The organism is Salinibacterium sp. ZJ450 (assembly GCF_011751885.2).
GTDB lineage: Bacteria > Actinomycetota > Actinomycetes > Actinomycetales > Microbacteriaceae > Ruicaihuangia.
The window spans coordinates 1,727,340-1,753,863 of sequence record NZ_CP061771.1 but is presented as its reverse complement, the minus strand read 5'-3'; the positions used below and the strand labels follow the sequence as shown (position 1 = coordinate 1,753,863).

27 protein-coding genes are annotated in these 26,524 nt (G+C 69.3%); all 27 read left to right on the top strand.

Going from position 1 to position 26,524, the window contains the following annotated elements; all coding sequences use genetic code 11:
- Window positions 1–55: 55 nt before the first annotated feature.
- Window positions 56–586, top strand: a complete 531-nt coding sequence (pyrR, locus tag HCT51_RS08290) for a bifunctional pyr operon transcriptional regulator/uracil phosphoribosyltransferase PyrR (protein WP_166871852.1) — start codon at window positions 56–58, stop codon at window positions 584–586.
- Window positions 583–1,536 carry an aspartate carbamoyltransferase catalytic subunit gene (locus tag HCT51_RS08285; protein WP_166871855.1) on the top strand — a complete coding sequence of 318 codons (954 nt, stop codon included), beginning with the start codon at window positions 583–585 and terminating at the stop codon, window positions 1,534–1,536. Before pyrR ends, HCT51_RS08285 begins: the two co-directional genes overlap by 4 nt.
- Window positions 1,533–2,876 carry a dihydroorotase gene (locus tag HCT51_RS08280; RefSeq protein ID WP_166871859.1) on the top strand — a complete coding sequence of 448 codons (1,344 nt, stop codon included), beginning with the start codon at window positions 1,533–1,535 and terminating at the stop codon, window positions 2,874–2,876. The genes HCT51_RS08285 and HCT51_RS08280 overlap by 4 nt, the downstream gene beginning before the upstream one ends.
- Entirely contained in the window at window positions 2,869–3,408 is a 540-nt protein-coding gene (locus tag HCT51_RS08275) for a PH-like domain-containing protein (RefSeq protein WP_166871863.1), read from the top strand. The genes HCT51_RS08280 and HCT51_RS08275 overlap by 8 nt, the downstream gene beginning before the upstream one ends.
- On the top strand, window positions 3,405–4,595 hold the full coding sequence (gene carA, locus HCT51_RS08270) for a glutamine-hydrolyzing carbamoyl-phosphate synthase small subunit (protein ID WP_166871866.1): 1,191 nt from the start codon (window positions 3,405–3,407) through the stop codon (window positions 4,593–4,595). Before HCT51_RS08275 ends, carA begins: the two co-directional genes overlap by 4 nt.
- Window positions 4,595–7,897, top strand: a complete 3,303-nt coding sequence (carB, locus tag HCT51_RS08265) for a carbamoyl-phosphate synthase large subunit (RefSeq protein WP_166871869.1) — start codon at window positions 4,595–4,597, stop codon at window positions 7,895–7,897. Before carA ends, carB begins: the two co-directional genes overlap by 1 nt.
- Window positions 7,890–8,735 carry an orotidine-5'-phosphate decarboxylase gene (gene pyrF, locus HCT51_RS08260; protein WP_166871873.1) on the top strand — a complete coding sequence of 282 codons (846 nt, stop codon included), beginning with the start codon at window positions 7,890–7,892 and terminating at the stop codon, window positions 8,733–8,735. The genes carB and pyrF overlap by 8 nt, the downstream gene beginning before the upstream one ends.
- Complete coding sequence (gene gmk, locus HCT51_RS08255; protein ID WP_224760735.1) at window positions 8,723–9,625, top strand: guanylate kinase; 903 nt, start codon at window positions 8,723–8,725, stop codon at window positions 9,623–9,625. Before pyrF ends, gmk begins: the two co-directional genes overlap by 13 nt.
- Window positions 9,626–9,690: 65 nt before the next feature.
- The gene (gene rpoZ, locus HCT51_RS08250; protein WP_166871875.1) at window positions 9,691–9,948 is read left to right on the top strand and encodes a DNA-directed RNA polymerase subunit omega; all 258 of its coding nucleotides are present in this window, start codon (window positions 9,691–9,693) and stop codon (window positions 9,946–9,948) included.
- Window positions 9,949–9,999: 51 nt separating this feature from the next.
- A complete protein-coding gene (gene coaBC, locus HCT51_RS08245; protein WP_166872880.1) occupies window positions 10,000–11,178 on the top strand; it encodes a bifunctional phosphopantothenoylcysteine decarboxylase/phosphopantothenate--cysteine ligase CoaBC in 1,179 nt (392 codons plus the stop codon).
- Window positions 11,179–11,231: 53 nt separating this feature from the next.
- Window positions 11,232–12,428, top strand: coding sequence for a methionine adenosyltransferase (metK, locus tag HCT51_RS08240; protein WP_166871878.1), 1,197 nt, complete (start codon window positions 11,232–11,234; stop codon window positions 12,426–12,428).
- Between the two features lie 2 nt (window positions 12,429–12,430).
- Complete coding sequence (locus tag HCT51_RS08235) at window positions 12,431–14,407, top strand: primosomal protein N' family DNA-binding protein (protein WP_166871881.1); 1,977 nt, start codon at window positions 12,431–12,433, stop codon at window positions 14,405–14,407.
- A gap of 36 nt (window positions 14,408–14,443) precedes the next feature.
- Window positions 14,444–15,391, top strand: a complete 948-nt coding sequence (gene fmt, locus HCT51_RS08230; RefSeq protein ID WP_166872884.1) for a methionyl-tRNA formyltransferase — start codon at window positions 14,444–14,446, stop codon at window positions 15,389–15,391.
- Window positions 15,388–16,839 (top strand): RsmB/NOP family class I SAM-dependent RNA methyltransferase, encoded by a 1,452-nt coding sequence (locus tag HCT51_RS08225; RefSeq protein ID WP_166871884.1) that lies wholly within the window; start codon window positions 15,388–15,390, stop codon window positions 16,837–16,839. The genes fmt and HCT51_RS08225 overlap by 4 nt, the downstream gene beginning before the upstream one ends.
- On the top strand, window positions 16,839–17,501 hold the full coding sequence (rpe, locus tag HCT51_RS08220) for a ribulose-phosphate 3-epimerase (protein ID WP_166871887.1): 663 nt from the start codon (window positions 16,839–16,841) through the stop codon (window positions 17,499–17,501). Before HCT51_RS08225 ends, rpe begins: the two co-directional genes overlap by 1 nt.
- Before the next feature lie 62 nt (window positions 17,502–17,563).
- Window positions 17,564–17,932, top strand: a complete 369-nt coding sequence (locus HCT51_RS08215) for an FKBP-type peptidyl-prolyl cis-trans isomerase (RefSeq protein ID WP_166871891.1) — start codon at window positions 17,564–17,566, stop codon at window positions 17,930–17,932.
- Window positions 17,933–17,977: 45 nt separating this feature from the next.
- Window positions 17,978–18,241, top strand: coding sequence for a phosphoribosyl-ATP diphosphatase (locus tag HCT51_RS08210; RefSeq protein WP_166871893.1), 264 nt, complete (start codon window positions 17,978–17,980; stop codon window positions 18,239–18,241).
- Window positions 18,242–18,302: 61 nt separating this feature from the next.
- Window positions 18,303–19,142, top strand: a complete 840-nt coding sequence (hisG, locus tag HCT51_RS08205; RefSeq protein ID WP_166871896.1) for an ATP phosphoribosyltransferase — start codon at window positions 18,303–18,305, stop codon at window positions 19,140–19,142.
- 2 nt (window positions 19,143–19,144) lie between these two features.
- Window positions 19,145–19,906, top strand: coding sequence for an imidazole glycerol phosphate synthase subunit HisF (gene hisF, locus HCT51_RS08200; RefSeq protein ID WP_166871900.1), 762 nt, complete (start codon window positions 19,145–19,147; stop codon window positions 19,904–19,906).
- On the top strand, window positions 19,903–20,289 hold the full coding sequence (gene hisI, locus HCT51_RS08195) for a phosphoribosyl-AMP cyclohydrolase (RefSeq protein WP_166871903.1): 387 nt from the start codon (window positions 19,903–19,905) through the stop codon (window positions 20,287–20,289). The genes hisF and hisI overlap by 4 nt, the downstream gene beginning before the upstream one ends.
- Complete coding sequence (locus tag HCT51_RS08190) at window positions 20,286–21,821, top strand: anthranilate synthase component I (RefSeq protein ID WP_166871906.1); 1,536 nt, start codon at window positions 20,286–20,288, stop codon at window positions 21,819–21,821. Before hisI ends, HCT51_RS08190 begins: the two co-directional genes overlap by 4 nt.
- The gene (locus HCT51_RS08185) at window positions 21,818–22,408 is read left to right on the top strand and encodes a Trp biosynthesis-associated membrane protein (protein WP_166871909.1); all 591 of its coding nucleotides are present in this window, start codon (window positions 21,818–21,820) and stop codon (window positions 22,406–22,408) included. The genes HCT51_RS08190 and HCT51_RS08185 overlap by 4 nt, the downstream gene beginning before the upstream one ends.
- A 40-nt stretch (window positions 22,409–22,448) precedes the next feature.
- A complete protein-coding gene (locus HCT51_RS08180) occupies window positions 22,449–22,691 on the top strand; it encodes a DUF6704 family protein (RefSeq protein ID WP_166871912.1) in 243 nt (80 codons plus the stop codon).
- Between the two features lie 4 nt (window positions 22,692–22,695).
- The gene (trpC, locus tag HCT51_RS08175) at window positions 22,696–23,469 is read left to right on the top strand and encodes an indole-3-glycerol phosphate synthase TrpC (RefSeq protein ID WP_166871915.1); all 774 of its coding nucleotides are present in this window, start codon (window positions 22,696–22,698) and stop codon (window positions 23,467–23,469) included.
- Window positions 23,469–24,680 carry a tryptophan synthase subunit beta gene (gene trpB, locus HCT51_RS08170; protein ID WP_166871918.1) on the top strand — a complete coding sequence of 404 codons (1,212 nt, stop codon included), beginning with the start codon at window positions 23,469–23,471 and terminating at the stop codon, window positions 24,678–24,680. The genes trpC and trpB overlap by 1 nt, the downstream gene beginning before the upstream one ends.
- A complete protein-coding gene (trpA, locus tag HCT51_RS08165) occupies window positions 24,677–25,465 on the top strand; it encodes a tryptophan synthase subunit alpha (protein ID WP_166871921.1) in 789 nt (262 codons plus the stop codon). Before trpB ends, trpA begins: the two co-directional genes overlap by 4 nt.
- A gap of 37 nt (window positions 25,466–25,502) precedes the next feature.
- On the top strand, window positions 25,503–26,522 hold the full coding sequence (lgt, locus tag HCT51_RS08160; protein WP_370626958.1) for a prolipoprotein diacylglyceryl transferase: 1,020 nt from the start codon (window positions 25,503–25,505) through the stop codon (window positions 26,520–26,522).
- Window positions 26,523–26,524 lie beyond the last annotated feature (2 nt).

Here is a 26,524-nt window from a genome sequence, read left to right as displayed (position 1 = left end):
GCGCGGTAACAGACATCCTTTAAAGCCGTCCAGAGAGACGGGGAAGGAGGTCAGCATGACTGTGCGCACTGTGTTGCAGCAAGCTGATATCACCCGGGCGTTGACTCGGATCTCCCACGAGATCCTGGAGTCCAACCGGGGTTCACAGGGACTCGTCATCCTCGGCATCCCGACCAGGGGAGTCACCCTGGCCCGACGCATCGGCGACATCCTCGACGGCATCGAACCGGGCGCGGGCATTGTCGGGTCGCTCGACGTCACCCTGTACCGCGACGACCTGGCCCGGCAGCCGATGCGGGCGCCGTCACCCACCCAGATTCCCGCCGGCGGCATCGACGGCAAGACCGTGGTGCTGGTCGACGACGTGCTGTACTCCGGCCGCACCATCCGCGCCGCCCTCGACGCGCTGAACGACCACGGCCGGCCCCGCGTGGTGCGGCTCGCCGCGCTCGTTGACCGCGGCCACCGCGAGCTGCCGATCCGCGCCGACTTCGTCGGCAAGAACCTGCCCACCTCCACCAGCGAACGCATCCGGGTGCGCCTGGCCGAGGTCGATGGCGTCGACGAGGTGACGATCGAATCATGAGACACCTGCTCTCCACCAAGACCCTGACCCGTGACGAGGCCATCGGGCTGCTGGACGTCGCCGAGGACATGGCGGATGTCGCCACCCGCGAGGTCAAGAAGCTGCCCACCCTCCGCGGCAAGACCGTCGTGAACCTGTTCTTCGAGGATTCCACCCGCACCCGCATCTCGTTCGAGGCCGCCGCCAAGCGGCTCTCCGCCGACGTGATCAACTTCAGCGCCAAGGGCTCCAGCGTGTCCAAGGGCGAAAGCCTGAAGGACACCGCGCAGACCCTCGCCGCGATGGGCGCAGACGGCGTGGTGATCCGGCACAGCGCGTCCGGCGCCCCGCATACCCTCGCGGCCAGCGGCTGGATCGACGCCGGCATCGTCAACGCCGGCGACGGCACCCACGAACACCCCACCCAGGCGCTGCTCGACGCGTTCACCATGCGCCGCCGGCTGCACGGCACCGCGGCCCGCGGCAAGGCACTCGACGGTCTGCGGGTCACCATCGTCGGCGACATCCTGCACTCCCGCGTGGCCCGCTCCAACCTGTGGCTGCTGACCACCCTCGGCGCCGACGTGAGCTTCGTCGCCCCGGCGAGCCTGGTGCCGGTCGGCCTCGACAGCTGGCCGGTGAGCGTCGGCTACGACCTCGACGCGGCACTTGCCGCCGGGCCGGATGTCGTGATGATGCTCCGCATCCAGGCGGAACGGATGCACGCCGCATACTTCCCGAACGCCAGGGAGTACGCCCGCGAGTGGGGACTCGACGACACACGGTTCGACCGGTTGCCAGCGTCTACGATAGTGATGCACCCCGGTCCCATGAACAGAGGGCTGGAAATTTCCGCCGCTGCCGCCGACTCTCCACGCTCGACTGTGCTCGAACAGGTCACGAACGGGGTCGCGGTAAGGATGGCTGTTCTGTATCTCGTACTCGCCGGTGGTCGGGAGGCCCTCGTATGACCATGCTCATTACCGGAGCAACGCTGCCCGACGGCAGCCGCACCGACCTGCTGGTCGGCGACGGACGCATCCTGGAGACCGGCACGGCCCTGTCGGCTACCGGCGCGCAGCTGATCGACGCCGACGGCCTGCAGGCCCTGCCCGGCCTGGTGGATCTGCACACCCACCTGCGCGAACCCGGCTTCGAGCAGAGCGAAACGGTGCTCACCGGCTCGCGCGCCGCCGCCGCCGGCGGCTTCACCGCCGTGTTCGCGATGGCGAACACCTCACCGGTCGCCGACACCGCCGGCGTGGTGGAGCAGGTCGCCTCGCTCGGTGACACCCACGGCTACGCCACCGTGCGCCCGATCGGCGCCGTCACCGCGGGCCTGGCCGGCACGCATCTGTCCGAGATCGGCGCCATGGCGAAGAGCCGCGCCAGGGTCACCGTGTTCTCCGACGACGGCAACTGCGTCAGCGACCCGCTGCTGATGCGCCGCGCCCTGGAATACGTCAAGGGCTTCGGGGGAGTGATCGCCCAGCACGCCCAGGAACCGCGGCTCACCGAGGGCGCCACCATGAACGAGGGCGCGCTCTCCAGCGAACTCGGCCTCACCGGCTGGCCGGCCGTCGCCGAAGAGGCGATCATCGCCCGCGACCTGCTGCTGGCCGAACACGTGGGTGCCCGCATCCACATCTGCCACGTCTCGACCGCCGGCTCGGTCGATCTGATCCGCTGGTTCAAGTCCCGCGGCGTGCGGGTGACCGCGGAGGTCACCCCGCATCACCTGCTGCTGACCGAAGACCTGATCACCGGCTACGACTCCCGGTTCAAGGTCAACCCGCCGCTGCGCCGCCGCGACGACGTGCAGGCGCTCCGCGAGGGCCTCGCCGACGGCACCATCGACATCGTCGCCACCGACCACGCCCCGCACCCGGCCGAGGCGAAGGAATGTGCCTGGGATGAGGCCGCCAACGGCATGGTCGGCCTCGAGTCCGCCCTGTCGGTGGTGCAGGATTCCATGGTCGACACCGGTCTGATCGGCTGGGCGGATGTCGCGCGCGTACTGTCCGCGGCCCCGGCCAGGATCGGCCAGCTCGCCGGCTACGACGCACCGTTCACCATCGGTGCGCCGGCGAACTTCACCCTCTACGACCCGAACGCCCGGCGGAAGTTCGGCACCGAGCACCTGCACGGCAAGAGCCGGAACAGCCCATACCTCGAGCGCAGCCTGCCCGGCGCCGTGCTCGCCACCGTGCACAACGGCTACCTGACCGTGCAGGACGGCGCCCTCCGCGACGCTTCCGAGGTCGCCAGCCAGGCGGAGACTCGCCGGGGAGCGGAGGCACACCGTGGATAGGACATTCTGGGCAGCCATCACCATCGGCATCCTGGCCCTGCTGCTCGCGCTGATGCTGCTCGGCTGGCGCGCCCGCGGCAAACGGCAGGCCGGCCTCGCCACACCGGAGGCAGCGCCGAGCGACGTCGGCAGCACCCTGATCGACACCCCCGCGCTCTACGTGGGCACCACCGTCGCCGGGGAACCGTTAAACCGGGTCACCGCGAAAGGCCTCGGCTTCCGCGCCCGCGCCACACTCACCGTGGCCGAGGCCGGGCTGGTGCTGGCGATCCCCGGCCAGACCGACCTGTTCATCGCCCGTGACCGGATCACCGGTGCCGGCCGCGCCACCTGGACCATCGACCGCACCGTGGAACCGGACGGACTGCTGATGATCGGCTGGCTGCTCGGCGATGCACCGGTCGAGAGCTACTTCCGCCTGACCGGCGACGCCTCGCTCGACGAGGTCATCCGCCGGATCGCCAACCTACGTTCCGCACACACAGAGCCTGCATCAACAGAGCCCGCACCAACAGAGAGTGAGTCAGCGTGACCCACCACACCACGTCACAGGCCAAGGCCGTTCTGGTCCTCGAAGACGGCAGTCGCTACGTCGGCCGCGCCTACGGCGCCACCGGACGCACGCTGGGCGAAGCCGTCTTCGCCACCGGCATGAGCGGCTACCAGGAGACCCTGACCGACCCCAGCTACGCCGGACAGATCGTCGTGATGACGGCGCCGCACATCGGCAACACCGGCGTCAACGACGAGGACATGGAGTCCCGCCGCATCTGGGTGAACGGCTACGTGGTGCGCGACCCCTCCCGCATCGTCTCCAACTTCCGCGCCCAGCGCAGCCTCGACGACGACCTCGTCGCGGGCGGCGTGGTCGGCATCAGCGGAATCGACACCCGCGCCATCACCAGGCGGCTCCGGGATGTCGGTTCCATGCGCGCCGGCATCTTCAGCGGCGACGACGCCGCCCTTGACCCCGCCGAACAGTTGGCGATCGTCACGGGCGCGGAATCCATGATTGGGCGGAATCTGTCTGCCCAGGTCTCGACCACCGAGACCTACGTGATCCCCGCCGAAGGCGAATCCCTCGGCAAGCTCGCCGTGCTCGACCTCGGCGTGAAATTCTCGACACTGCGCAACCTGGCAGCACGGGGCTTCGAGGTGCATGTGATGTCGCAGGCGAGCACCCTCGACGACGTGCTCGCCATCGAACCCGTCGCGGTGTTCTACTCCAACGGCCCAGGCGACCCGGCCGCATCTGACGCCCATGTCGAACTACTGCGAGGCGTGCTGCGCGAGAAGCTTCCGTTCTTCGGCATCTGCTTCGGCAACCAGTTGCTCGGCCGCGCCCTCGGCTTCGACACCTACAAGCTGCCGTTCGGCCACCGCGGCATCAACCAGCCGGTCTGGGACAAGCTCAGCGGCACGGTGGAAATCACCAGCCAGAACCACGGCTTCGCCATTGACGCCCCGCGCGACGGCGTGCTCGACTCGCCCGCCGGATTCGGCCGGGTGGAGGTCAGCCACTTCAGCCTCAACGACCAGGTCGTTGAAGGGCTGCGGGCGCTCGACGTCCCCGCGTTCAGCGTGCAGTACCACCCCGAGGCGGCATCCGGCCCGCACGACAGCAACTACCTGTTCGACCGGTTCCGCGAGCTGGTGGTCTCGCAACGCGGAACAAACGGGACCAGCACGACCAACGACAACACGAAGGACGCCAAGTAATGCCCAAGCGCGACGACATCCAGAGCGTCCTTGTCATCGGCTCCGGCCCGATCGTCATCGGCCAGGCGGCAGAGTTCGACTACTCCGGCACCCAGGCCTGCCGGGTGCTCCGCGAGGAGGGCGTGCGCGTCATCCTGGTGAACCCGAACCCGGCGACGATCATGACCGACCCCGACTTCGCCGACGCCACCTACATGGAACCGATCACCGCGGAGGTGCTCGAGACCATCATCGCCAAGGAGCGCCCGGACGCGATCCTGCCGACGCTCGGCGGGCAGACCGCGCTGAACGCGGCGATCCAGCTCGACGCGCTCGGCATCCTGGCCAAGTACGACGTCGAACTGATCGGCGCCAAGGTCGAGGCCATCCAGAAAGGCGAGGACCGGCAGCTGTTCAAGGACCTGGTGCTCGCCGCCGGGGCGGATGTCGCGAAGAGCCGCGTCGCCCACACCGTTGACGAAGCCGTCGAGTACGCCGAGGAACTTGGCTACCCGCTCGTGATCCGCCCGTCATTCACCATGGGTGGGCTCGGCTCCGGATTCGCATACACCCGCGCCGAGCTGATCCGCATGGTCACCGACGGGCTGCACCAGAGCCCCACCACCGAGGTGCTGCTCGAGGAGTCCATCCTCGGCTGGAAAGAGTACGAACTCGAACTGATGCGCGACAACGCCGACAACACGGTGGTCGTCTGCTCGATTGAGAACGTCGACCCCGTCGGCGTGCACACCGGTGACTCGATCACCGTCGCCCCGGCGCTCACCCTCACCGATCGCGAGTTCCAGAACCTGCGCGACATCGGCATAGAGATCATCCGCCTGGTCGGCGTCGACACCGGCGGCTGCAACATCCAGTTCGCAATCGACCCCGCCGACGGTCGTGTCATCGTGATCGAAATGAATCCGCGCGTGTCGCGGTCCAGCGCCCTGGCATCCAAGGCCACCGGCTTCCCGATCGCCAAGATCGCGGCAAAGCTCGCCATCGGCTACCGCCTCGACGAGATCCCGAACGACATCACTAAGGTCACCCCGGCATCCTTCGAGCCGGCGCTCGACTATGTCGCGGTAAAGGTGCCGCGGTTCGCGTTCGAGAAGTTCCCGCTGGCGGACGCCACCCTCACCACCACCATGAAGTCGGTCGGTGAGGCGATGGCCCTCGGCCGCAACTACAGCACCGCGCTGCAGAAGGCGTTGCGCTCACTCGAGAAGCGTGGCTCGTCGTTCCACTGGCTGGGGGAGCCCGGCGACAAGGACGCCCTGCTGGAGACCTCGAAGGTGCCCACCGACGGCCGCATCATCACGGTGCAGCAGGCGCTCCGCGCTGGCGCCACGATCGAGGAGGTCTTCGAGGCCACCAAGATCGACCCGTGGTTCATCGATCAGATCGTGCTGATCAACGAGGTCGCCGACGAGGTGCGCGCCGCCCAGGAGCTCACCGAGGACCTCATCCGCACCGCCAAGGACCACGGCTTCAGCGACGCCCAGATCGCGCAGCTGCGCGGGCAGAGCGAACTCGAGATTCGCGCCATCCGGCACAACTACGGGCTGCGCCCGGTGTTCAAGACCGTCGACACCTGCGCGGGCGAGTTCCCGGCGCTGACTCCGTACCACTACTCCAGCTACGACCTGGAGACCGAGGTGGCGCCGAGCGATGCGCGCAAGGTCGTCATCCTCGGATCCGGCCCGAACCGCATCGGTCAGGGCGTCGAGTTCGACTACAGCTGCGTGCACGCCTCGTTCGCGCTGCACGACGCCGGGTTCGAGACCATCATGATCAACTGCAACCCCGAAACGGTGTCCACCGACTACGACACCAGCGACCGGCTGTACTTCGAACCGCTCACCCTGGAGGACGTGCTCGAGGTCATCCACGCCGAGAGCCAGTCCGGCGAACTGGTCGGCGTGATCGTGCAGCTCGGCGGGCAGACCGCCCTGGGACTTGCCAAGGGGCTGAAGGCCGCCGGCGTCACCATCCTCGGCACCTCACCGGAGGCCATCGACCTCGCCGAGGAGCGCGGCCTGTTCGCCGGCATCCTCGACGACGCCGGCCTGCTCGCGCCCCGCAACGGCACCGCCGTCGACGTGCACACCGCGATCGAGGTCGCCGAGGAGATCGGCTACCCGGTGCTGGTGCGGCCGAGCTTCGTGCTCGGCGGCCGCGGCATGGAGATCCTTTACGACAGCCCCTCGGTTGCCGACTACTTCGTGCGGGTGAAGGACCAGGCCATCATCGGCCCGAACCAGCCGCTGCTGGTGGACCGGTTCCTCGACGACGCCATCGAGATCGATGTCGACGCGCTGTACGACGGCACCGAGCTGTACATCGGCGGCATCATGGAGCACATCGAGGAGGCCGGTATCCACTCCGGCGACTCCGCCTGCACCCTGCCGCCGGTCTCGCTCGGCCGCGACATCATCGACCGCGTACGGGTCGCGACGCTCGGCATCGCGCAGGGCATCGGTGTCGAAGGCCTGCTGAACGTGCAGTTCGCGATCGGCCAGGGCGTGCTCTACGTGCTGGAGGCCAACCCCCGCGCCTCGCGCACGGTGCCGTTCGTCTCCAAGGCGCTCGGCATCCCCCTCGCCAAGGCCGCCGCGCTGATCATGGCAGGCTCCAGCATCCGCGACCTCGTCGAGGGCGGCATGCTGCCCACGCAGGACGGCTCCGTAGTGCCCGCCGATTCGCCGGTCGCGGTGAAGGAAGCGGTGCTGCCGTTCAAGCGGTTCCGCACCACCGAAGGGCAGATCGTCGACTCGGTGCTGGGCCCGGAGATGCGCTCCACCGGTGAGGTGATGGGCATCGACTCGAACTACCCCAAGGCGTTCGCGAAAAGCCAGGAAGCGGCATACGGCGGGCTGCCGGCCAGCGGCACCGTGTTCGTGTCAGTGTCAGACAACGACAAGCGCGCCGTCACCCTGCCGGTGCACCGGCTGCAGCAGCTCGGCTACACCATCCTCGCCACCGAGGGCACCGCGGAAGTGCTGCGCCGCAACGGCATCGAGGCACGGGTGGTGCGCAAGGCGTTCGAAGGCCAGCAGTCCACCGATGGTGAGCCGACCATCGTCGACCTGATCAACGCCGGCGAGGTCGACATCGTGGTGAACACGCCGTCCGGGCGCAGCTCCCGGGCAGACGGCTACGAGATCCGCACCGCCACGGTCGCCGCGGACAAGCCGATCTTCACCACCATCGCGCAGTTGGGCGCCGCGGTGGCCTCGCTCGAGACCGTCGGTCAGCCGTTCGAGGTCACCAGCCTGCAGGACTACGCGCTGCAGCGCGCCGAAAGGCTGGCGCGTGCCTGAATCCTTCGGTGACCGGCTGCGGGCGACCTTCGCCGCAGCCGGTCAGCTCTGCGTCGGAATCGATCCGCACCCGTACCTGCTGGCCGACTGGGGCCTGGCCGACACCGCCGAGGGCGCCCGCGAGTTCGGGCTGCGGGTGGTGCACGCCGCCGCGGGGCAGGTGGGCCTGGTGAAACCGCAGATCGCGTTCTTCGAACGCTTCGGATCGGCCGGCTTCCAGGCGCTGGAAGCGGTGCTCGCCGAGGCCCGCGCGGCCTCGCTGATGGTGATCGCCGACGTGAAGCGTGGCGACGTTGGATCCACGGTCGAGGCCTACGGGCAGGCCTGGCTGACCCCGGGCAGCCCGTTGGAGGCCGACGCCATCACGGTCAGCGCCTACCAGGGCGTCGCCTCCCTCGGCGCCGTGCGCGACCTGGCGGTGGCGGGCGGCAAGGGCCTGTTCATCCTCTGCGCCACCTCCAACCCGGAGTCGTTCGACACCCAGCGCGCGCTGGTGCAGCGCGGACCGCACGCCGGGCGCACCGTCGCCGCCGCGATCGCCGCGCAGGTGGGGGACTGGAATGCGGGGGCGGATGTCGGATCCTTCGGCCTCGTCGTCGGGGCCACCGTCGACCTGCCGTCCTACGGGATCGACCCGTCCGAGCTGATCGGCACCCCGTTGCTCGCCCCGGGGTTCGGCCATCAGGGTGCCCAGTTCAGCGACATCCGCTCCATCTACGGCGCCGCCGCGGATACGGTGGTGGTGAGCGCTTCGCGCAGCATCCTCGACGCGGGACCGTCCCGAGTTGGCGACGCGATCCGCGTGCAAGCAACGGAGGTGGCCCTGTGCCTCGCGTGAATCCGCCCGACGTCGATCGTGTGGCCGCAGCCCAGGCGGCCGTCGCCGCCCGGCGCGCGCGAGCCGCGGTGAAGCATACAGTGGCCACTCGCGCCCGCAGTGCCGTCGACGTGCTCGATACGGCCTGGTCGGATGAGGCACCATTCGCCGAGGCGACCTTGCGCGTGCGGGAGTTGCTGACCAGCATCCCGACCCTCGGCCCGACCCGCGCCGCCCGAGTGATGGAGCAGTTGGGCATCGCGCAGTCCAAGCGGGTCGGCGGACTCGGCGTGCGCCAGCGCGCGAAACTGCGGGCCTGGATCCAGGAGCGCGAGTCCGGCAAGGCGCCCAGCAGCCGACTCGTCGTGCTCGCCGGACCCACCGCGGTCGGCAAGGGCACCGTCTCCACCTACATCCGGGAGAACTACCCGCAGGTGCTGCTGAGCGTGTCCGCCACCACGCGGTCACCGCGCCCCGGCGAGGTCGAGGGCGAGCACTACTACTTCGTCAGCGACGACGAGTTCGACGCCATGATCGCCCGCGGCGAGTTCCTGGAATGGGCCACCGTACACAACCACAACCGGTACGGCACCCCGCGCCCACCGATCGATAAGGCGATGGCCGGCGGCAGCAGCGTGCTGCTCGAGATCGACATCCAGGGTGCCCGTCAGGTGCGCCAGGCGATGCCGGAGGCCGTGCTGGTGTTCCTACTGCCCCCGACCTGGGATGAACTGGTGCGCCGGCTTATCGGCCGCGGCACGGAAGACAGCGCAGAACAGGCCAGACGGCTGGAGACCGCCAAGGTCGAACTGGCCGCCCAGGACGAGTTCGATTACAAGATCGTGAACGCCGAGGTCAGCAGCGCCGCCCGGGAGGTCGTAGAATTGCTGACAGTGCCCGGATCACACTGACCCGACGGCACGCATTTTTATGTGAACGGCGGCGAAGCGCACGTTCCCCGATACAAGGAGTTCCCATGGCTGACAAGCTGTCCGGCATCATCGACCCGCCCATCGACGAGCTGCTCACCAAGGTGGACTCGAAGTACGCGCTGGTCATCTTCGCGTCCAAGCGCGCCCGCCAGATCAACGACTACTACGCCGACCTGCACGAGGGCTCGCTGTTCGACAACGTCGGACCGCTCGTCGACTCCACGATCGACGACAAGCCGCTGTCGGTTGCGCTGCACGAGATCAACGAGGACAAGCTCGAGATCAAGCCGCTCGCCGAGTAGCGTGACACCACGCCCGTGAGCACAGAGTCTGACCAGACCCACCAGCGCCCGCTGAACATCGTCGTCGGTATCACCGGCGGAATCGCCGCGTACAAAGCGGTCGGTGTCGTGCGGGCGTTTGTGCTTGCCGGGCACACCGTGCAGGTGGTCGCCACCGAGGCCGCCCTGCGGTTCGTCGGCCGCCCCACCCTCGAGGCCATCAGCCGCAACCCGGTGCACACCAGCCTGTTCGACGGTGTCGCCGAGGTTCGGCATGTGATGATCGGGCAGCGCGCCGACCTCATCGTGGTGGCTCCGGCCACGGCCAACTCGCTCGCGAAGCTGGCCGCGGGGCTTGCCGACGACCTGCTCGGCAACACCATCCTCGCGTCCACCGCTCCGGTGGTGGTCGCCCCGGCGATGCACACCGAGATGTGGCAGAACCCCGCCACCCGCGCGAACCTGGACACGCTGCGCGCCCGCGGCATCACCGTCGTAGGTCCCGCATCCGGTCAGCTCACCGGAGCAGACTCCGGCCCCGGCCGGATGAGCGAGCCGGACGACATCGTCGCCGCCGCCCTTCGCGCCATCACCCCGCAGGATCTCGCCGGGCGGCGCATCCTGGTCACCGCGGGCGGCACCCGCGAACCGCTCGACCCTGTGCGCTACATCGGCAACCGCTCCAGCGGCCGGCAGGGCGTCGCCATCGCCGAGGCAGCAGTTGCCCGCGGCGCGACCGTGACCCTGATCGCCGCGAACCTCGACATCCTCGCCCCCGACACGCTCGAGGTGGTGAGCGTCGGCACCGCGCTGGAGTTGCAGGCTGCCGTGACCGCCGCCGCCGAAACCGCCGACACGGTGATCATGGCGGCCGCCGTCGCCGACTACCGCCCAGAGGCGATCGTCGACGCGAAGATCAAGAAGGAACAGCAGGGCGACACGCTGACCCTCACCCTGGTGCAGAACCCAGACATCCTCCGCGGTGTGGTCGAGAACCGGCGCGACGGGCAGGTGGTGATCGGCTTCGCGGCCGAGACCGAACCAGACCGCGATGCCCTGCTCGCCCTCGGCCGCGCGAAGGTGGCGCGCAAGGGCAGTGACTATCTGGTCGTCAACAGGGTCGGGTGGACCGAGGGCTTCGGCACCGAGACCAACGCCATCATCATCCTCGATTCCACTGGCGTTATAGTGAGCGAAGCCGAAGGCTCCAAGGCGTCGGTGGCCGACCGTATCCTCGACCTACTGGCCTGAGACAGAAGCCGTCTGCTTCACGAACCACGAGCACAATCCACGACAGGATCCCTATGAGCACGCCCCTGCGCCTTTTCACTTCAGAGTCTGTGACCGAAGGTCACCCAGACAAGATCTGTGATCAGGTGTCCGACAGCATCCTCGACGCCCTGCTCGCAGCCGACCCGAAGAGCCGTGTCGCGGTCGAGACGCTCGTCACCACCGGCCTCGTGCATGTCGCCGGAGAGGTCACCACCGAGGGCTACGTCGACATCCCCGGCATCGTGCGCAAGCGGATCACCGACATCGGCTACACCTCGTCAGACGTCTGGTTCGACGGCCGCTCCTGCGGCGTGACCGTGTCGATCGGCGGCCAGTCGCCCGACATCGCGCAGGGCGTCGACGACGCGTTCGAGTCCCGCGAAGAGGCCTCGATCGACGAGGAAGACCGGCAGGGCGCCGGCGACCAGGGCATCATGTTCGGGTTCGCCACCACCGAGACCCCCGAGCTGATGCCGATCCCGATCTGGCTCGCCCACCGCATGTCCGAGCGGCTCGCCGAGGTGCGCAAGAGCGGCGTCGTCGACTACCTGCGGCCAGACGGCAAGACCCAGGTCACCATCGGCTATGACGGCGACAAGCCGAAGACGGTGGAGACCGTGGTGCTCTCCACGCAGCACTCTCCGCTGATCTCCACCCCGCAGTTGCGCGAGGAGGTCGAGGAGCTCGTGATCCGTCCGGTGCTGGAACGGGTCGGCCTCGACTCTGCCCAGGCACGCATCCTGGTCAACCCCACCGGTCGGTTCGAGATCGGCGGCCCGCAGGGCGACGCCGGGCTCACCGGCCGCAAGATCATCGTCGACACCTACGGCGGCGCTGCCCGCCACGGCGGGGGAGCGTTCAGCGGCAAAGACCCGTCGAAGGTGGACCGGTCGGCCGCGTACGCGATGCGCTGGGTCGCCAAGAACGCGGTGGCCGCAGGCTTCGCCGAGCGCCTCGAGGTGCAGGTCGCCTACGCGATCGGCAAGGCGTCACCGGTCGGCCTGTACGTGGAGACCTTCGGCACCGGGCATGTCAGTGACGAGACGATCATCGACGCGATCCGGGAGGTCTTCGACCTGCGCCCGGCCGCGATCATCCGCGAACTCGACCTGCTTCGCCCGATCTACGCGCAGACGGCCACCTACGGCCACTTCGGCCGCGAGCTTCCCGACTTCACCTGGGAAAAGCTCGACAAGGTCGACGACTTGCGCTCCGCAGCAAAGCTTTAGCGATGCCAGCAGCATCCATCGCCAGGGTGCTCATCGATTCGCCGCTCCCGCAGCTCGATCGACTCTTCGACTACCGGATCCCCGACGAGCTGCTGACCGGGGCCCAGCCAGGGGTGCGCGTGCGCGTGCCGCTGCGCAGCGCCGGCCGGATCGCCGACGGCTTCATCATCGAGCTCACCGACTCCGTCGACTACGAGGGCACGCTGAGCGACATCGACGCTGTCGTGTCGGCGGTGCCCGTGCTGGCTCCGGAGATCTGGACCCTGGCCCGCACGGTCGCCACCCGGGCAGCCGGCACGGCGAGCGATGTCATCCGCGTCGCTGTGCCGACCCGCCAGGTGCGGGTCGAGAAGGCGTGGCTCGCGCGGGATCCGCTCGCCCGACTCAGCCCGGCGCTTCCGGCCCCGCTCTCTGGCTACGGCGACGACTTGACCGAAGTGCTGGCCGGCTGCCGCCGGGCCGCCGTCGACGCCATCCCGCGCGTCGTGCCGGTGACCCCGGATCGCTGGGTCGGCCACTGGGCGGTCACCATGGCCGCCGCCGCCGCGACGACGGTGGCAGGCGGCGCATCCGCGATCCTCGCCGTCCCCGACTACCGCGACCAGGACCAGCTCGAAGCCGCCCTCGCGGCGGTGCTACCCGCGGATCGGATCGTGCGGCTGGATGCCCGGCAGTCGAACCCCGATCGCTACCGCGCGCTGCTTCGCTGCCTCGGCGACGAGCCGCTCGCGATCGTCGGCAACCGGTCGGCGGTGTACGCGCCCGCGGCGAGCCTCGGCCTCATCGCCCTGTGGGATGACGGCGACCCGCTGCACGCCGAACCGCACGCCCCGTACGCGCACACCCGCGACGTGGCTCTGATCCGGCAGGAACAGCAGGGCAGCGCGCTGCTGTTTCTCGGTCATTCCCGCAGCACCGAGGTGGAACGACTGGTCGAGGTGGGCTGGCTGACGTCGATCTCGCCCGCCCGCATCGTCTCGCCGAAGGTCATCCCCACCGCGCAGCAGACCTCAACCGATCGGCTGGCGGCGCAGGCGCGCATCCCGTCATCCGCGTGGCAGGCGGCGCGGCAGGCGCTGGATTCCGGTCCGGTGCTGGTGCAGGTCGCGCGGCCCGGCTACGCCCCGCGGGTAGCCTGCGAGTCCTGTCGACAGACCGCCCGTTGCAATCGCTGCGAAGGCCCGCTCAGCATGGCGTCATCGACCTCGACCCCGGCGTGCACCTGGTGCGGTGCCCTGGCCGTGGACTGGGCATGCTCGCTCTGCGAGGGGCGGCGATTCCGGCTGGTCGGCTCAGGATCCGCGCGCACCGCCGAAGACCTCGGCCGCGCCTTCCCCGGGGTGCGGGTGATCATCGCCGACGGCGACCATCCGGTGCAAGAGGTGCCCGGTAAGCCGGCGCTCGTCGTCGCCACCCGCGGCGCCGAACCCCTCGCCGCCGGCGGTTATCAGGCTGTGCTGCTGCTCGACGGGGAACGGATGGTGGCGAGGGAGAGCCTGCGCGTGGGCGAGGACTGCCTGCGCTGGTGGGCGAATGCCGCCGCGCTGGCCGCGCCCGGCGCCCCGACCGTGCTCGTCGGCGTGGGCGGCGCGCTCGCCTCCGCGATGGCCACCTGGCGGCTCGCCGACTACGCGCGGGCGGAACTCGCCGACCGGCGGCGGTTGCGCTTCCCGCCGGCGATCCGGGTGGCGACCGTCACCGGAGCGACCGATGCCGTGGCCACCGCCGTCGAAGCCACCCAGGGCGCCAGCCCCGGCGTCGATGTGCTCGGGCCGGTGGAGACCGACGAGGGCATGGCCCGCGCGATCGTGCGGTTCGACTACAGCGCGGGTGCAACGGTGGCGGCGACCCTGCGCTCCGAGGTGGTGCGCGCCGCCGCGAATCGGCGCAGGGCGGCCGCCGGCAAGGGCGGCAGGGGGCCGATGAAACCCCCGTTCCGGGTGCGCTTCGACGACAGTGAACCGTTCGCGGAGCAGTAGCGCCCGCCGATCGGCGAGAATTGACGCATGACCCCGTTGCGAATCGTGTTTGCCGGCAGCCCAGCAGCGGCGGTTCCCAGCCTGCACCTGCTGGCCGGAAGTGCCCACCAGATCGTGGCCGTTGTCACCCGTGAAGACTCCCCGCGGGGGCGCAAGCGCGTGCTGACTCCCACCGCGGTGGCGCAGGCGGCCGACGAACTCGGCCTGCCCGTGATCAAGACCAACCGGCTGGCCGGCGACGCCGCAGACGCGATCACCGCGCTCGACGCCGACCTGGGCGTCATCGTCGCCTACGGCGGCCTCGTGCGCGAGCCACTGCTCAGCGCGCCGCGCCTGGGCTGGATCAACCTGCACTTCTCCCTGCTGCCCCGCTGGCGGGGAGCCGCGCCGGTGCAGCACGCCATCATCGCCGGAGACGACATCACCGGGGCGACGGTCTTCCAACTGGTCGAGCAACTCGACGCCGGGGCCGGCTTCGGCCAGTTCACCCAGGCGATCGGACGCCATGAGACCGCCGGGCACCTGCTCGAATCGCTGTCGCAGGCCGGCGCCGGCCTGCTCGCCAACGTGGTGGACGCCCTGGCCGACGGCACGGCCCGCGCCGAACCGCAGACCGGCGACGTCACCCTCGCCCCGAAGCTGACCCTGGACGACGGACGCCTGGACTGGACGTTCGACGCGCAGAGCATCTACAACCGGCTGCGCGGGGTTACCCCGGAACCCGGCGCCTTCACCGATCTGGATGGCGCTCGCCTGAAGATCCTCGAAGCCGCCCTCACCCACGACGCCCTGCCGATCGAACCCGGCCAGCTCGAACTGGTCGGCAAACGCGTGCTGATCGGCACCGCAGACCGCCCGATGGAACTGGTCACGGTGCAACCCGCAGGCAAGAAGCCGATGGCCGCCGCCGACTGGTGGCGCGGCCGGGTGCACGCCAGCACTCGCAGCAACAGCACCAGCACCCAGACGGAAGACGCACGATGAACGCCGCACAGAACGAATCGGGCAGCCGGGGAGGCAGCCGGGCAGGCACCCGTCAGGGCAGCACCCAGCGCGGCGCTCAGGGCGGCCGCGTCCAGCCGGCCCGTCAGGTGGCATACGACGTGATCGCCGCCGTGCGCGATTCCGACGCGTACGCCAACCTGCTGCTGCCGGTGCGGATGAGCCGGGCCGCGCTCAGCACCGCGGACGCGGCACTGGCCACCGAACTCACCTACGGCACCCTGCGCCGACAGGGCTACTACGACGCCGTCATCGCGATCGCCGCCGGCCGCGCCGTCGACCAGATCGACCCGCCGATCCTCGACGTGCTACGACTCGCCACCCACCAACTGCTGTCGATGCGCACCGCCCAGCACGCCGCCGTCGACGAAGCCGTATCGCTGGCCCGGTCGGTCGGCTCCCGCTCGGCCACCGGGTTCGTGAACGGGGTGCTGCGCACCATCACCCGCACCGACCCCGCCGAATGGCAGCGGCGCGCGATCGCGACGGCGACCACGGATGACGAACGCCTGTCGATCGAGCACTCGCACCCGGTGTGGATCGTGCGGGCGTTCCGCCAGGCGCTCACCGCCGAAGGGCGCGAGAACGAGCTGGTCGCGCTGCTCGAGTCCGACAACGCCGCCCCGCGCGTGGGCATCGCCGCCCTGCCCGGCCTCGCCAACACCGACGAGCTGCAGGGCGCCGACCCCGCCGGGTTCTCCCCGGTGGGCGCCACCCTGCACGGCGGCGACCCGTCCGGGCTCCCGGCCGTCTCCGCCGGCCGTGCCAGGGTGCAGGACGAGGGCTCCCAACTGGCAGCGCTCGCGCTCAGCCGGGCGCGTCCGATCGAGGCGGGAGAGCGCTGGCTCGACCTGTGCGCCGGCCCAGGCGGAAAGGCCGCCCTGCTCGCCGCGGAGGCCCGAAACGGCGGCGCCACCCTCATCGCCAATGAGATCGTGCCCGCTCGCGCTCAGCTGGTGCGGAACGCCCTGGCCGTGTTCCACCCGGCGATCGAGGTGTGGGAGCAGGATGGCACGATGACCGGGGCCGAGCACCCGAACAGCTTCGACCGGATCCTGCTGGACGCCCCCTGCACCGGACTCGGTGCGCTGCGCCGCCGGCCGGAGGCCCGCTGGCGCAAGCAGCCGAAGGATGTCGGGCAGCTGACTCGCCTGCAGGAGGAGCTCCTGAGCTCCGCCCTCGACGCGCTGAAGCCCGGCGGCATCCTCGCCTACGTCACCTGCTCGCCGCACGTCGGCGAGACCCGCCTGATCGTCGACGCCGCGGTGAAGAAGGCCGGCGGCTCCGTCGTGAAGCTGAACACCGGTGCCGTACTCGACGGGGTCACCACCGAACAGCTCGATCTGCCGGACGCCGATCACGTGCAGCTGTGGCCGCACCGGCACGGCACTGACGCCATGTTCATCCAGCTGCTCAGTAAGGTTGGCTAGTGCCCGTTCGGATCAACCCCAGCATTCTCGCCGCCGATTTCGTCAACCTCGAACACGACCTGCAGCGCATCAGCTCCGCTGATCTGGTGCACGTGGACGTGATGGACAACCACTTCGTGCCGAACCTCACGTTCGGCCCGCAGATGGTCGGTCGCATCCAGGATGTCTCGCCGATTCCGCTCGACGTGCACCTGATGATCTCGGATGTCGACCGTTGGGCGCCCGGCTACGCGGAACTGGGCGCATACTCTGTGACCTTCCACGTGGAGGCCGCCACCGACCCGGTGGCCGTTGCCCGCCGACTGCGGCAGATCGGCGCACGCGCCGGCATCGCGGTGAAGCCCGGCACCCCCATCGAGCCCTACCTCGACCTGCTGCCGGAGTTCGACCAGGTGCTGGTGATGACCGTCGAACCCGGATTCGGTGGCCAGTCGTTCATGCCGGAGACCATGCCGAAACTGACCGCGCTGCGCGACGCGGTGAACCGGCAGGGGCTCGGCGTGTGGCTGCAGGTCGACGGGGGAGTGAGCCTCGACACCATCGGCATCGCCGCCGACGCGGGCGCCAACACCTTCGTGGCAGGCTCGAGCGTGTACACCGGCGGCGACCCGACCGACAACATCGCCGCGCTGCGGGCCGAAGCCGCACGCCACACCCACTGATTTCCGACCCACGAACTCATCCGTACCGACACCGACCAGAACCCTTTGATTGGATTGAACCCATGACGAACAAGACCAAGCCTGAGATCGACTTCATCGAGGGCCCCGAGCCCACCGAACTCGTGATCACCGACATCGAGATCGGCGACGGCGCCGAGGCCACCCCCGGCGCCACCGTTGACGTGCACTACGTCGGCGTCGACTTCGAAACCGGCGAGGAGTTCGACTCCAGCTGGAACCGTGGCCAGTCGATCAGCTTCCCGCTCGCAGGCCTGATCAAGGGTTGGCAGGAGGGCATTCCCGGCATGAAGGTCGGCGGACGCCGCCAGCTGGTCGCCCCGCCGCACCTGGCATACGGCCCGGCCGGAAGCGGCCACCGTCTGTCCGGCCGCACCCTCGTTTTCGTGATTGACCTGCTCGGCGTCAAGTAGGTGACCCGTCAGACCGGTTCACCCTCAGCCGGTAGCCTTGACACCGTGAAGACTTTCGATTCCCTGTTTGAGGAGCTGAGCGAGAAGGCCGTCAGCCGGCCCGCCGGCTCCGGAACGGTTGCCGAGCTCGATGCCGGCGTGCACGCCATCGGCAAGAAGATCGTCGAAGAGGCCGCGGAAGTCTGGATGGCCGCCGAGTATCAGAGCGACGACGAAACGGCCGAGGAGATCTCGCAGCTGCTCTACCACTTGCAGGTGCTGATGCTGGCGAAAGGGCTGAGAACCGCAGACGTCTACCGACATCTGTAACGGTCTCCCTCGTCATCATCCAGAACCCCAACGCCGCCAAAGCGGCGAGAAAAGATCAACAATGCTTCGCATAGCGGTGCCCAATAAGGGCTCACTGTCTGAGACCGCCGTTCAGATGCTGTTCGAGGCCGGGTACGCCACCCGCCGCGACTCCCGCGAGCTCACCGTGTCCGACCCGCGCAACGGGGTGGAGTTCTTCTACCTGCGCCCGCGCGACATCGCCACGTACGTGGGATCGGGCGCGCTGGACGTGGGCATCACCGGCCGCGACCTGCTGCTTGACTCCGGGTCGGTTGCCGCTGAGGTTGCCCCACTCGACTTCGGCGATTCCACCTTCCGGTTCGCCGGACCGGCTGGCGAGTTCGCGGACCTCGCCGACCTTGACGGCAAGCGTGTCGCCACCAGCTATGTCGGGCTCGTAGGTGACTTCCTCACCCAGCACGGCGTGTCAGCAGACCTAGTGAAGCTCGATGGCGCGGTGGAGTCGGCCGTGCGTCTCGGCGTCGCCGACGCGGTCGCCGACGTCGTCTCCACCGGCGGGACCCTGCGCGCACAGGGCCTCGAGATCTTCGGACCCGTGATCCTGCAGTCCACGGCCGTGCTGATCGCCGGGAACCCTGAGATCAGCGGGCTCGACACACTGCAGCGCCGTCTGCAGGGCGTGCTCGTGGCGCGGCAGTACGTGCTGATCGACTACGACCTTCCGGCGGACCTCGTCGAGGAGGCGGTCCTCATCACACCCGGATTCGAGTCACCGACGGTGTCGCCGCTGCGTGACGGAAACTGGGTGGCGGTTCGCGCCATGGTTCGCCGCAGCGAGACCAACCAACTGATGGATGCCCTGTATAGCCTGGGCGCCCGCGCCATCCTCGTCAGCTCCATCCACGCCGCGAGGATCTAGCCATGTCGGTCGCAGTGCGCGTGATCCCGTGCCTGGATGTCGCGGCCGGCCGCGTGGTGAAGGGCGTCAACTTCCTCAACCTGCGCGACGCCGGTGACCCCATCGAGCTGGCCCGGAAGTACTACGAGCAGGGTGCGGACGAGATCACCTTCCTCGACGTCACCGCCACGGTCGATGACCGCGCCACCACCTACGACGTGGTGCGCGCCACCGCGGAGCAGGTTTTCATCCCGCTCACCGTCGGCGGCGGCGTGCGCAGCGACGACGACGTGGCCCGGCTGCTCGCCAGCGGTGCAGACAAGGTGGGCGTGAACAGCGCCGCCATTGCCCGGCCGGCGCTGCTCGGCGAGATCGCCGACCGGTTCGGCGCTCAGGTGCTGGTGCTCTCGCTGGATGTGAAGCGGGCCGACCGCACCCCGTCAGGGTTCGTGGTCACCACGCATGGCGGCCGCACCGAAACCGACCTCGACGCGCTGGTCTGGGCGGCCGAGGCAATCGACCGCGGCGCCGGCGAACTGCTGGTGAACTCGATCGACGCCGACGGCACCAAAGCCGGCTTCGACCTGGAACTCATCGCCGCGATGCGTGAGATCAGCAGCGTGCCGGTGATCGCCTCCGGCGGCGCCGGCCGGGTCGAGCACTTCGCGCCCGCGGTGCACGTCGGAGCAGACGCCGTGCTCGCGGCATCCGTGTTCCACAATGCCGAACTGACCATCGGCGACGTCAAGGCGGCGCTGGCCGAGTCTGGAGTGGTAACCCGATGAGCGAACTGAGCAACAGCGAACTGACCAGCGAGACGGTGGGAGCGGTCATCGATCGCGCCCGGTTCAGCGCCGACGGCCTGCTGCCCGCCATCATCCAGCAGCACGACAGCCGTGATGTGCTGATGCTCGGCTACATGGACGCCGAAGCGCTGCGCCGCACCCTCACCGAGGGGCGCGTCACCTTCTGGAGCCGCTCCCGGCAGGAGTACTGGCGCAAGGGCGACACCTCCGGCAACGCCCAGTACGTGCGCGGCGCCGCCCTCGACTGCGACGGCGACACCCTGCTGGTCACGGTCGAGCAGATCGGTCCCGCCTGCCACACCGGCGCACACGCCTGCTTCGACGTGGACCCGCTCACCCCTCACGTGGGACACGCGGCATGAGCAGCACCACCACCCGCGCCGACTTCGCCGCCAGACTGGCCTCCGGCCACCGGGTGATCCCGGTGATTCGCGAGCTCTTCGCCGACGGCGAGACCCCGGTGGGCATCTACCGCAAGCTCGCCCAGGGCCGCCCCGGCAGCTTCCTGCTGGAGTCCGCCGAGCAGGGCGGGATCTGGTCGCGCTACAGCTTCGTGGGCGTGTCCAGCTTCGGCGTGCTGACCCAGGACGGGGATGCCGCCACCTGGCTTGACTACGGGATACCGGCCGACCGGGCCCTCGGCGCGGACGCGCCCGCCGGGCCACTCGCCGCCATCGCCCACCTGTACGAACGTTGGAGCACCCCGCACGTCGAGGGCCACCCGCCACTCACCGGCGGACTCGTCGGCTTCATCGGCTGGGAGGCCGTCCGCCAGCTCGAACGACTGCCTAACGTGCCGCCCGCCGAGTTCCCGGTGCCGGGGCAGGCGCTCAGCTTCGTCAGCGAGCTCGTGGTGCTCGACCACCGCACCGGCGCGGCCCTGTTGATCGCGGCCGCGCTCGGCGACGGCACCGACGACGAGAACACCCTCTGGGACGATGCCCAGCGTCGGCTCGACAGCATGCAGCACGGGCTCGCCCAGCCGGCCGAGGCCTGGCTCGCCCACGTCGACATGAGCATCGACCCCACGCCCACCCCGCGCGTCAGCGCCGAGGAGTTCCAGGACTCCGTGCTGCGCTCGAAGGAGTTCATCCGCGACGGCGACGTCTTCCAGGTGGTCATCTCGCAGCGCTTCGATCACGTGGCCACCGCCGACCCGCTCGACGTGTACCGGGTGCTGCGGGCGCTGAACCCCAGCCCGTACATGTACCTGCTCACCCTGAACGACACCGCCGGACGCCCGTACTCCATCGTCGGGTCGTCGCCGGAGGCGCTGGTCAAGGTGCAGCACGGTCGCGCCTTCTCTCACCCGATCGCCGGGTCGCGGCCGCGGGGCAGCACCCCGGAACAGGATGCCGCCCTCGCCGAGGAACTCGCCGCCGACGAGAAGGAGCGCGCCGAGCATCTGATGCTGGTCGACCTCGCCCGCAACGACCTGCTCAAGGTGTGCCAGGCCGGCACCGTGGAAGTCACCGAGTTCATGCAGGTGGAACGGTTCAGCCACATCATGCACCTGGTCTCCTCGGTGGAGGGCACCCTGCGACCGGGCGTGAACGCCGTCGACGCCTTCCGGGCCACCTTCCCGGCCGGCACCCTGTCCGGTGCGCCGAAACCCCGGGCGCTGCAGATCATCGACGAGCTCGAGGTGGCCCAGCGCGGCGTGTACGGGGGAGTGGTCGGGTACTTCGACTTCGCCGGCGACGCCGACCTCGCCATCGCGATCCGCACCACCGTGATCGCCGACGGCATCGCCACCGTGCAGGCCGGCGCCGGCCTCGTCGCCGACTCCGACCCGGCAACCGAACACCAGGAAGCGCAGAACAAGGCGGCAGCCCCGCTCCGCGCGGTCGCCGTCGCCAACGCCATGACCCGCATCGGACACGACGACCAGTGACCGTGCCTCGCCTCTCCGGCCGCGCCCTGAAGACCACGGCCATCCTCGCCGGGCTCATCATCGGCGGCGTCGAGCTGATCGCCGCCACCCAGACCTGGGTGCAGCTGCAGCTCACCAGCGGGCTCAGCCTGGCGGTATCCGGCGAGACCGCCGCTCCGGCGCTGGCGGCGATCGGCCTCGCCGGGCTGGCGCTGGCCGCCGCGCTGTCGCTGGCCGGCCCGGTATTCCGGGTGATCCTCGGCATCCTGCAGCTGCTGGTGTCCGCGACCGTGCTGCTGATGACCGCGCTGGCGATCATCGACCCGCTCGCCGCGTCGGCCTCCGCCGTCACCGACGCCACCGGGGTCGGCGGGAACGACTCCGTCACCGCGCTCGTCGCCACGGTTCAGCTCACCGCCTGGCCGTGGATCGTGCTCGTTCTCGGCGTGCTGGGGGCGCTGCTCGGCCTCGGCATCCTGATCACCACCCGCCACTGGCCGAGAACCGGCCGCAAGTACCAGGCGGTGCGCTTCGAGCAGGCCGCCGGCGAGTCATCCGTCGACGACTGGGACGCCCTGAGCGACGGTCAGGATCCGACCGCGCGCTAGACTATCTGCGGGCTATCGGACGAAATCACCAAGGAGAACTGTGTCACTAGACAACGACCCCGGCCACGGCAACTCACCGGCGGCGTGGACCGCCGTGATCATCATGCTCGCCGGCGTCCTCATCGGAACCGTCGCCTTCGTCCTCGACGCGCAGTGGCTCGTCTGGGCCTCCGGCGCTCTCGTGATCGTCGGCCTGCTGGTCGGCTGGGGCATGGCCAAGGCAGGCTACGGCGTGAACGGCGAGAAGACCACCGAAGCCACGATCCCGTCGAAGGTGCACTAACGCTTTGTTGTCCGATCTCGTAGCAGGATCCGTCGCCGACGCGCAGGATCGCCGCGCGCTCCGCAGTCTCGCCGAGGTGGAGGCGGCCGCACTGGCACGCCCCGCCGCACTCGATGCGCTGCAGGCCCTCGCGCCCGCCGACCGCATCAAGATCATCGCCGAGGTGAAGCGGGCATCTCCCTCACGCGGCCCGCTCGCCGACATCCCCGACCCGGCCGCCCTGGCCGCCGCGTACGAAACCGGCGGCGCCAGCGCCATCAGCGTGCTCACCGAGGGACGCAAGTTCGGCGGGTCGCTGGCCGACCTGGAGGCGGTGCGCGCGGCCGTGTCGATCCCGGTGCTGCGCAAGGACTTCATCGCCGAGCCGTACCAGGTGTTCGAGGCCCGCGCCGCGGGCGCCGACATCGTGCTGCTGATCGTGGCCGCACTGGATGACGCCACCCTCGGCTCGCTGCACACCCTGATCGGCGAGCTCGGCATGACCGCGCTGGTCGAAACCCACGACGCCGCAGAGCTGGACCGGGCCGTGCAGCTCGGCGCCCAGTTGGTCGGCGTCAACGCCCGCAACCTGTCGACCTTCGAACTCGACCGCGACCTGTTCGGCCGGCTGGTCGACAAGATCCCGGCCGGCGTCACTCGCGTCGCCGAGTCCGCAGTGATGGCGGCGGCGGATGTCGCGCACTACCGCGCCGCCGGAGCCGATGTGGTACTCGTGGGTGAGGCCCTGGTCACCCAGGGCGACCCCGTCGCCACGCTGACCGAATTCCTGGGCGCCTGATGGGCCTCCGCGACCAGGACGGCCCCTTCTTCGGCGAGTACGGCGGACGGTTCATGCCGGAATCGCTGATCCGCGCCATCGATGAGCTGGCCGCCGCCTACGACGTGGCCAAGGTCGACCCCCAGTTCCAGAGCGAACTGGCCGAGCTGCACCGCAGCTACACCGGCCGCCCGTCGATCATCACCGAGGTGCCCCGGTTCGCCGAGCACGCCGGGGGAGCGCGCATCATCCTGAAGCGCGAAGACCTGAACCACACCGGCTCGCACAAGATCAACAACGTGCTCGGCCAGGCGTTGCTGACCAAGCGACTCGGCAAGACCCGGGTGATCGCCGAGACCGGGGCCGGCCAGCACGGCGTGGCCACCGCCACCGCGGCCGCTCTGTTCGGCATGGACTGCACCGTGTACATGGGCGAGGTCGACACCCAACGGCAGGCGCTGAACGTGGCCAGGATGCGGCTGCTCGGCGCCGAGGTCGTCTCGGTCACCACCGGCTCCCGCACCCTCAAGGACGCCATCAACGAGGCGTACCGCGAGTGGGTCACCTCCGTCGAGACCACCAACTACATCTTCGGAACCGCGGCGGGGCCGCATCCGTTCCCCACCATGGTTCGCGACTTCCAGAAGATCATCGGCGAAGAGGCCAGGCAGCAGGTGCTCGACCTCACCGGCCGACTGCCCGACGCGGTCGCGGCCTGCGTCGGCGGCGGCTCGAACGCCATCGGCATCTTCCACGCCTTCCTCGACGACGCGAATGTCGCACTGTACGGGTTCGAGGCGGCCGGAGACGGCGTCGACACCGACAAGCACGCCGCGTCGATCGAACGCGGACGCCCCGGCGTGCTGCACGGTACGCGCAGCTACCTGCTGCAGGACGAAGACGGCCAGACCGTGGAGTCACACTCCATCTCGGCGGGCCTCGACTACCCCGGCGTCGGACCGGAACACGCCTGGCTCGCCGACATCGGCCGGGCCAGTTACCTGCCCGCCACCGACACCGAGGCGATGGACGCCCTGCGGCTACTCAGCCGCACCGAGGGAATCATCCCCGCGATCGAATCGGCACACGCCCTGGCCGGTGCACTCCGCCTCGGCAAGGAACTCGGACCTGACGCCATCATCCTCGTGAACCTCAGCGGCCGCGGCGACAAGGATGTCGCGACCGCCGGACGCTGGTTCGGACTGATGGATGAGGGAGCACGTCAGGAATGAGCACAGCAGTGCACTCCGTCGAAGAACGGATCCAGGCCAGGAAGGCAGAGGGCAAGGGCAGCTTCGTCGGCTACCTTCCCGTCGGCTTCCCCAACCTGCCGACCAGCATCGACGCCGCCGTGGCACTCGCCGAGAACGGCGCGGACGTGCTCGAACTCGGTGTGCCGTACTCCGACCCCGTGATGGACGGCCTGGTCATCCAGCAGGCCACCCGGTCGGCGCTGTCCGGCGGCTTCCGGCTGCGCGACGTGTTCACCGCGGTTGAGCAGATCCGCGCCAGGGTCGACGTGCCCGTGCTGGTGATGACCTACTGGAACCCCGTGCTGCAGTTCGGCGTGGACCGGTTTGCCGACGCCCTGGTCTCCGCCGGCGGCTCCGGTCTGATCACCCCGGACATCACCCCCGATTCGGCCGATGACTGGATCGCCACCAGCGAGCGCACCGGCCTTGACCGGGTGTTCCTGGCCGCGCCCACCTCCACCGACGAACGCCTGAAGCGCACGGTGGAAGCCACCCGCGGATTCGTCTACGCCGTGTCGACCATGGGCATCACGGGACTGCGCACCGACCTGGACGCCGCCGCACGCACGCTGGTCGCGCGGCTGCACGATGCCGGCAGCACGACCACCTGCGTCGGGATCGGCATCTCCACTGCCGACCAGGTGTCGCAGGTACTCGAGTACGCGGATGGCGCTATCGTGGGCACCGCCCTCGTGAAGGCACTGGCCGACGACGGAATTCCCGGGCTGGTGCGCACCGCACAGACCCTGAGCGCTGGCAAGTAGTCTTACCTAGTCTTTTCCCTGAAAGGTGACCAGAGCCGTGATCGCTCCCCTCAGCATCCCGAGCCCCGATGAGTCGTGGCGCGTCTTCAACCTCGGCGAGTGGTTGCGTGATATCGGCCTGACCTGGTTCGCCTTCGACATCAACATCCACGCCTACGCGCTGTGCATCCTGCTCGGCATCATCGTCGCGGGGATCATGACCAACTACCGGCTCACCCGCCGCGGCGCCGAGCCCGGCATCATGCTCGACATCGTGATCTGGGCCATCCCGTTGGGCATCATCGGGGCGCGCATCTTCCACGTGATCACCCACCCCGACGACTACTTCGCCGGCCAGGACATCATGCGGATCTTCTACGTCTGGGAGGGCGGGATCGCGATCTTCGGTGCGCTGATCGGCGGCGCCGTCGGCGCATGGATCGGCTGCCGCTTCACCGGAATCCGGTTCTGGACCTTCGCCGACGCCGTGGCACCCGCCATCCTGCTGGCGCAGGCGTTCGGCCGGTTCGGCAACTGGTTCAACCAGGAACTGTTCGGCCTGCCCACCGACCTGCCGTGGGGCCTCGAGATCGACGCAAACAACCCGGCGTTCCCGATCGGACTGCCGGAAGACACCCTGTTCCACCCCACCTTCCTCTACGAGGTGATCTGGAACGTCATCGGCGTCGCCGCCATCCTGTTCCTCGAGCGCCGGTTCCGGCTGCAGTGGGGCAAGGTCCTCGGCGTCTACCTGATCTGGTACGGCCTCGGCCGCATCGTCTTCGAGTCGATCCGCATCGACCCGAGCGAGGTCTTCTTCGGCCTGCGCACCAACGTCTGGGCCGCCGTGTTCGCGGTGGTCCTCGGCGTGGTCATCATCCTGGTGCAGCGTCGCCGGCACCCCGGTGCGGAACCCGGCCCGTACATGCCCGGTCGGGAGTGGATTCCGGCCGCCAGCGGTGTTGTAAACTCTGACGCGATCTATTCTGATCACGACGAGTCGGGCGATGACGCCGTTGATTCGTCTCACGACAACAGCGAGAGCACGCCCGCCACAAGTGGGGCTTCCCGCTCCTGATG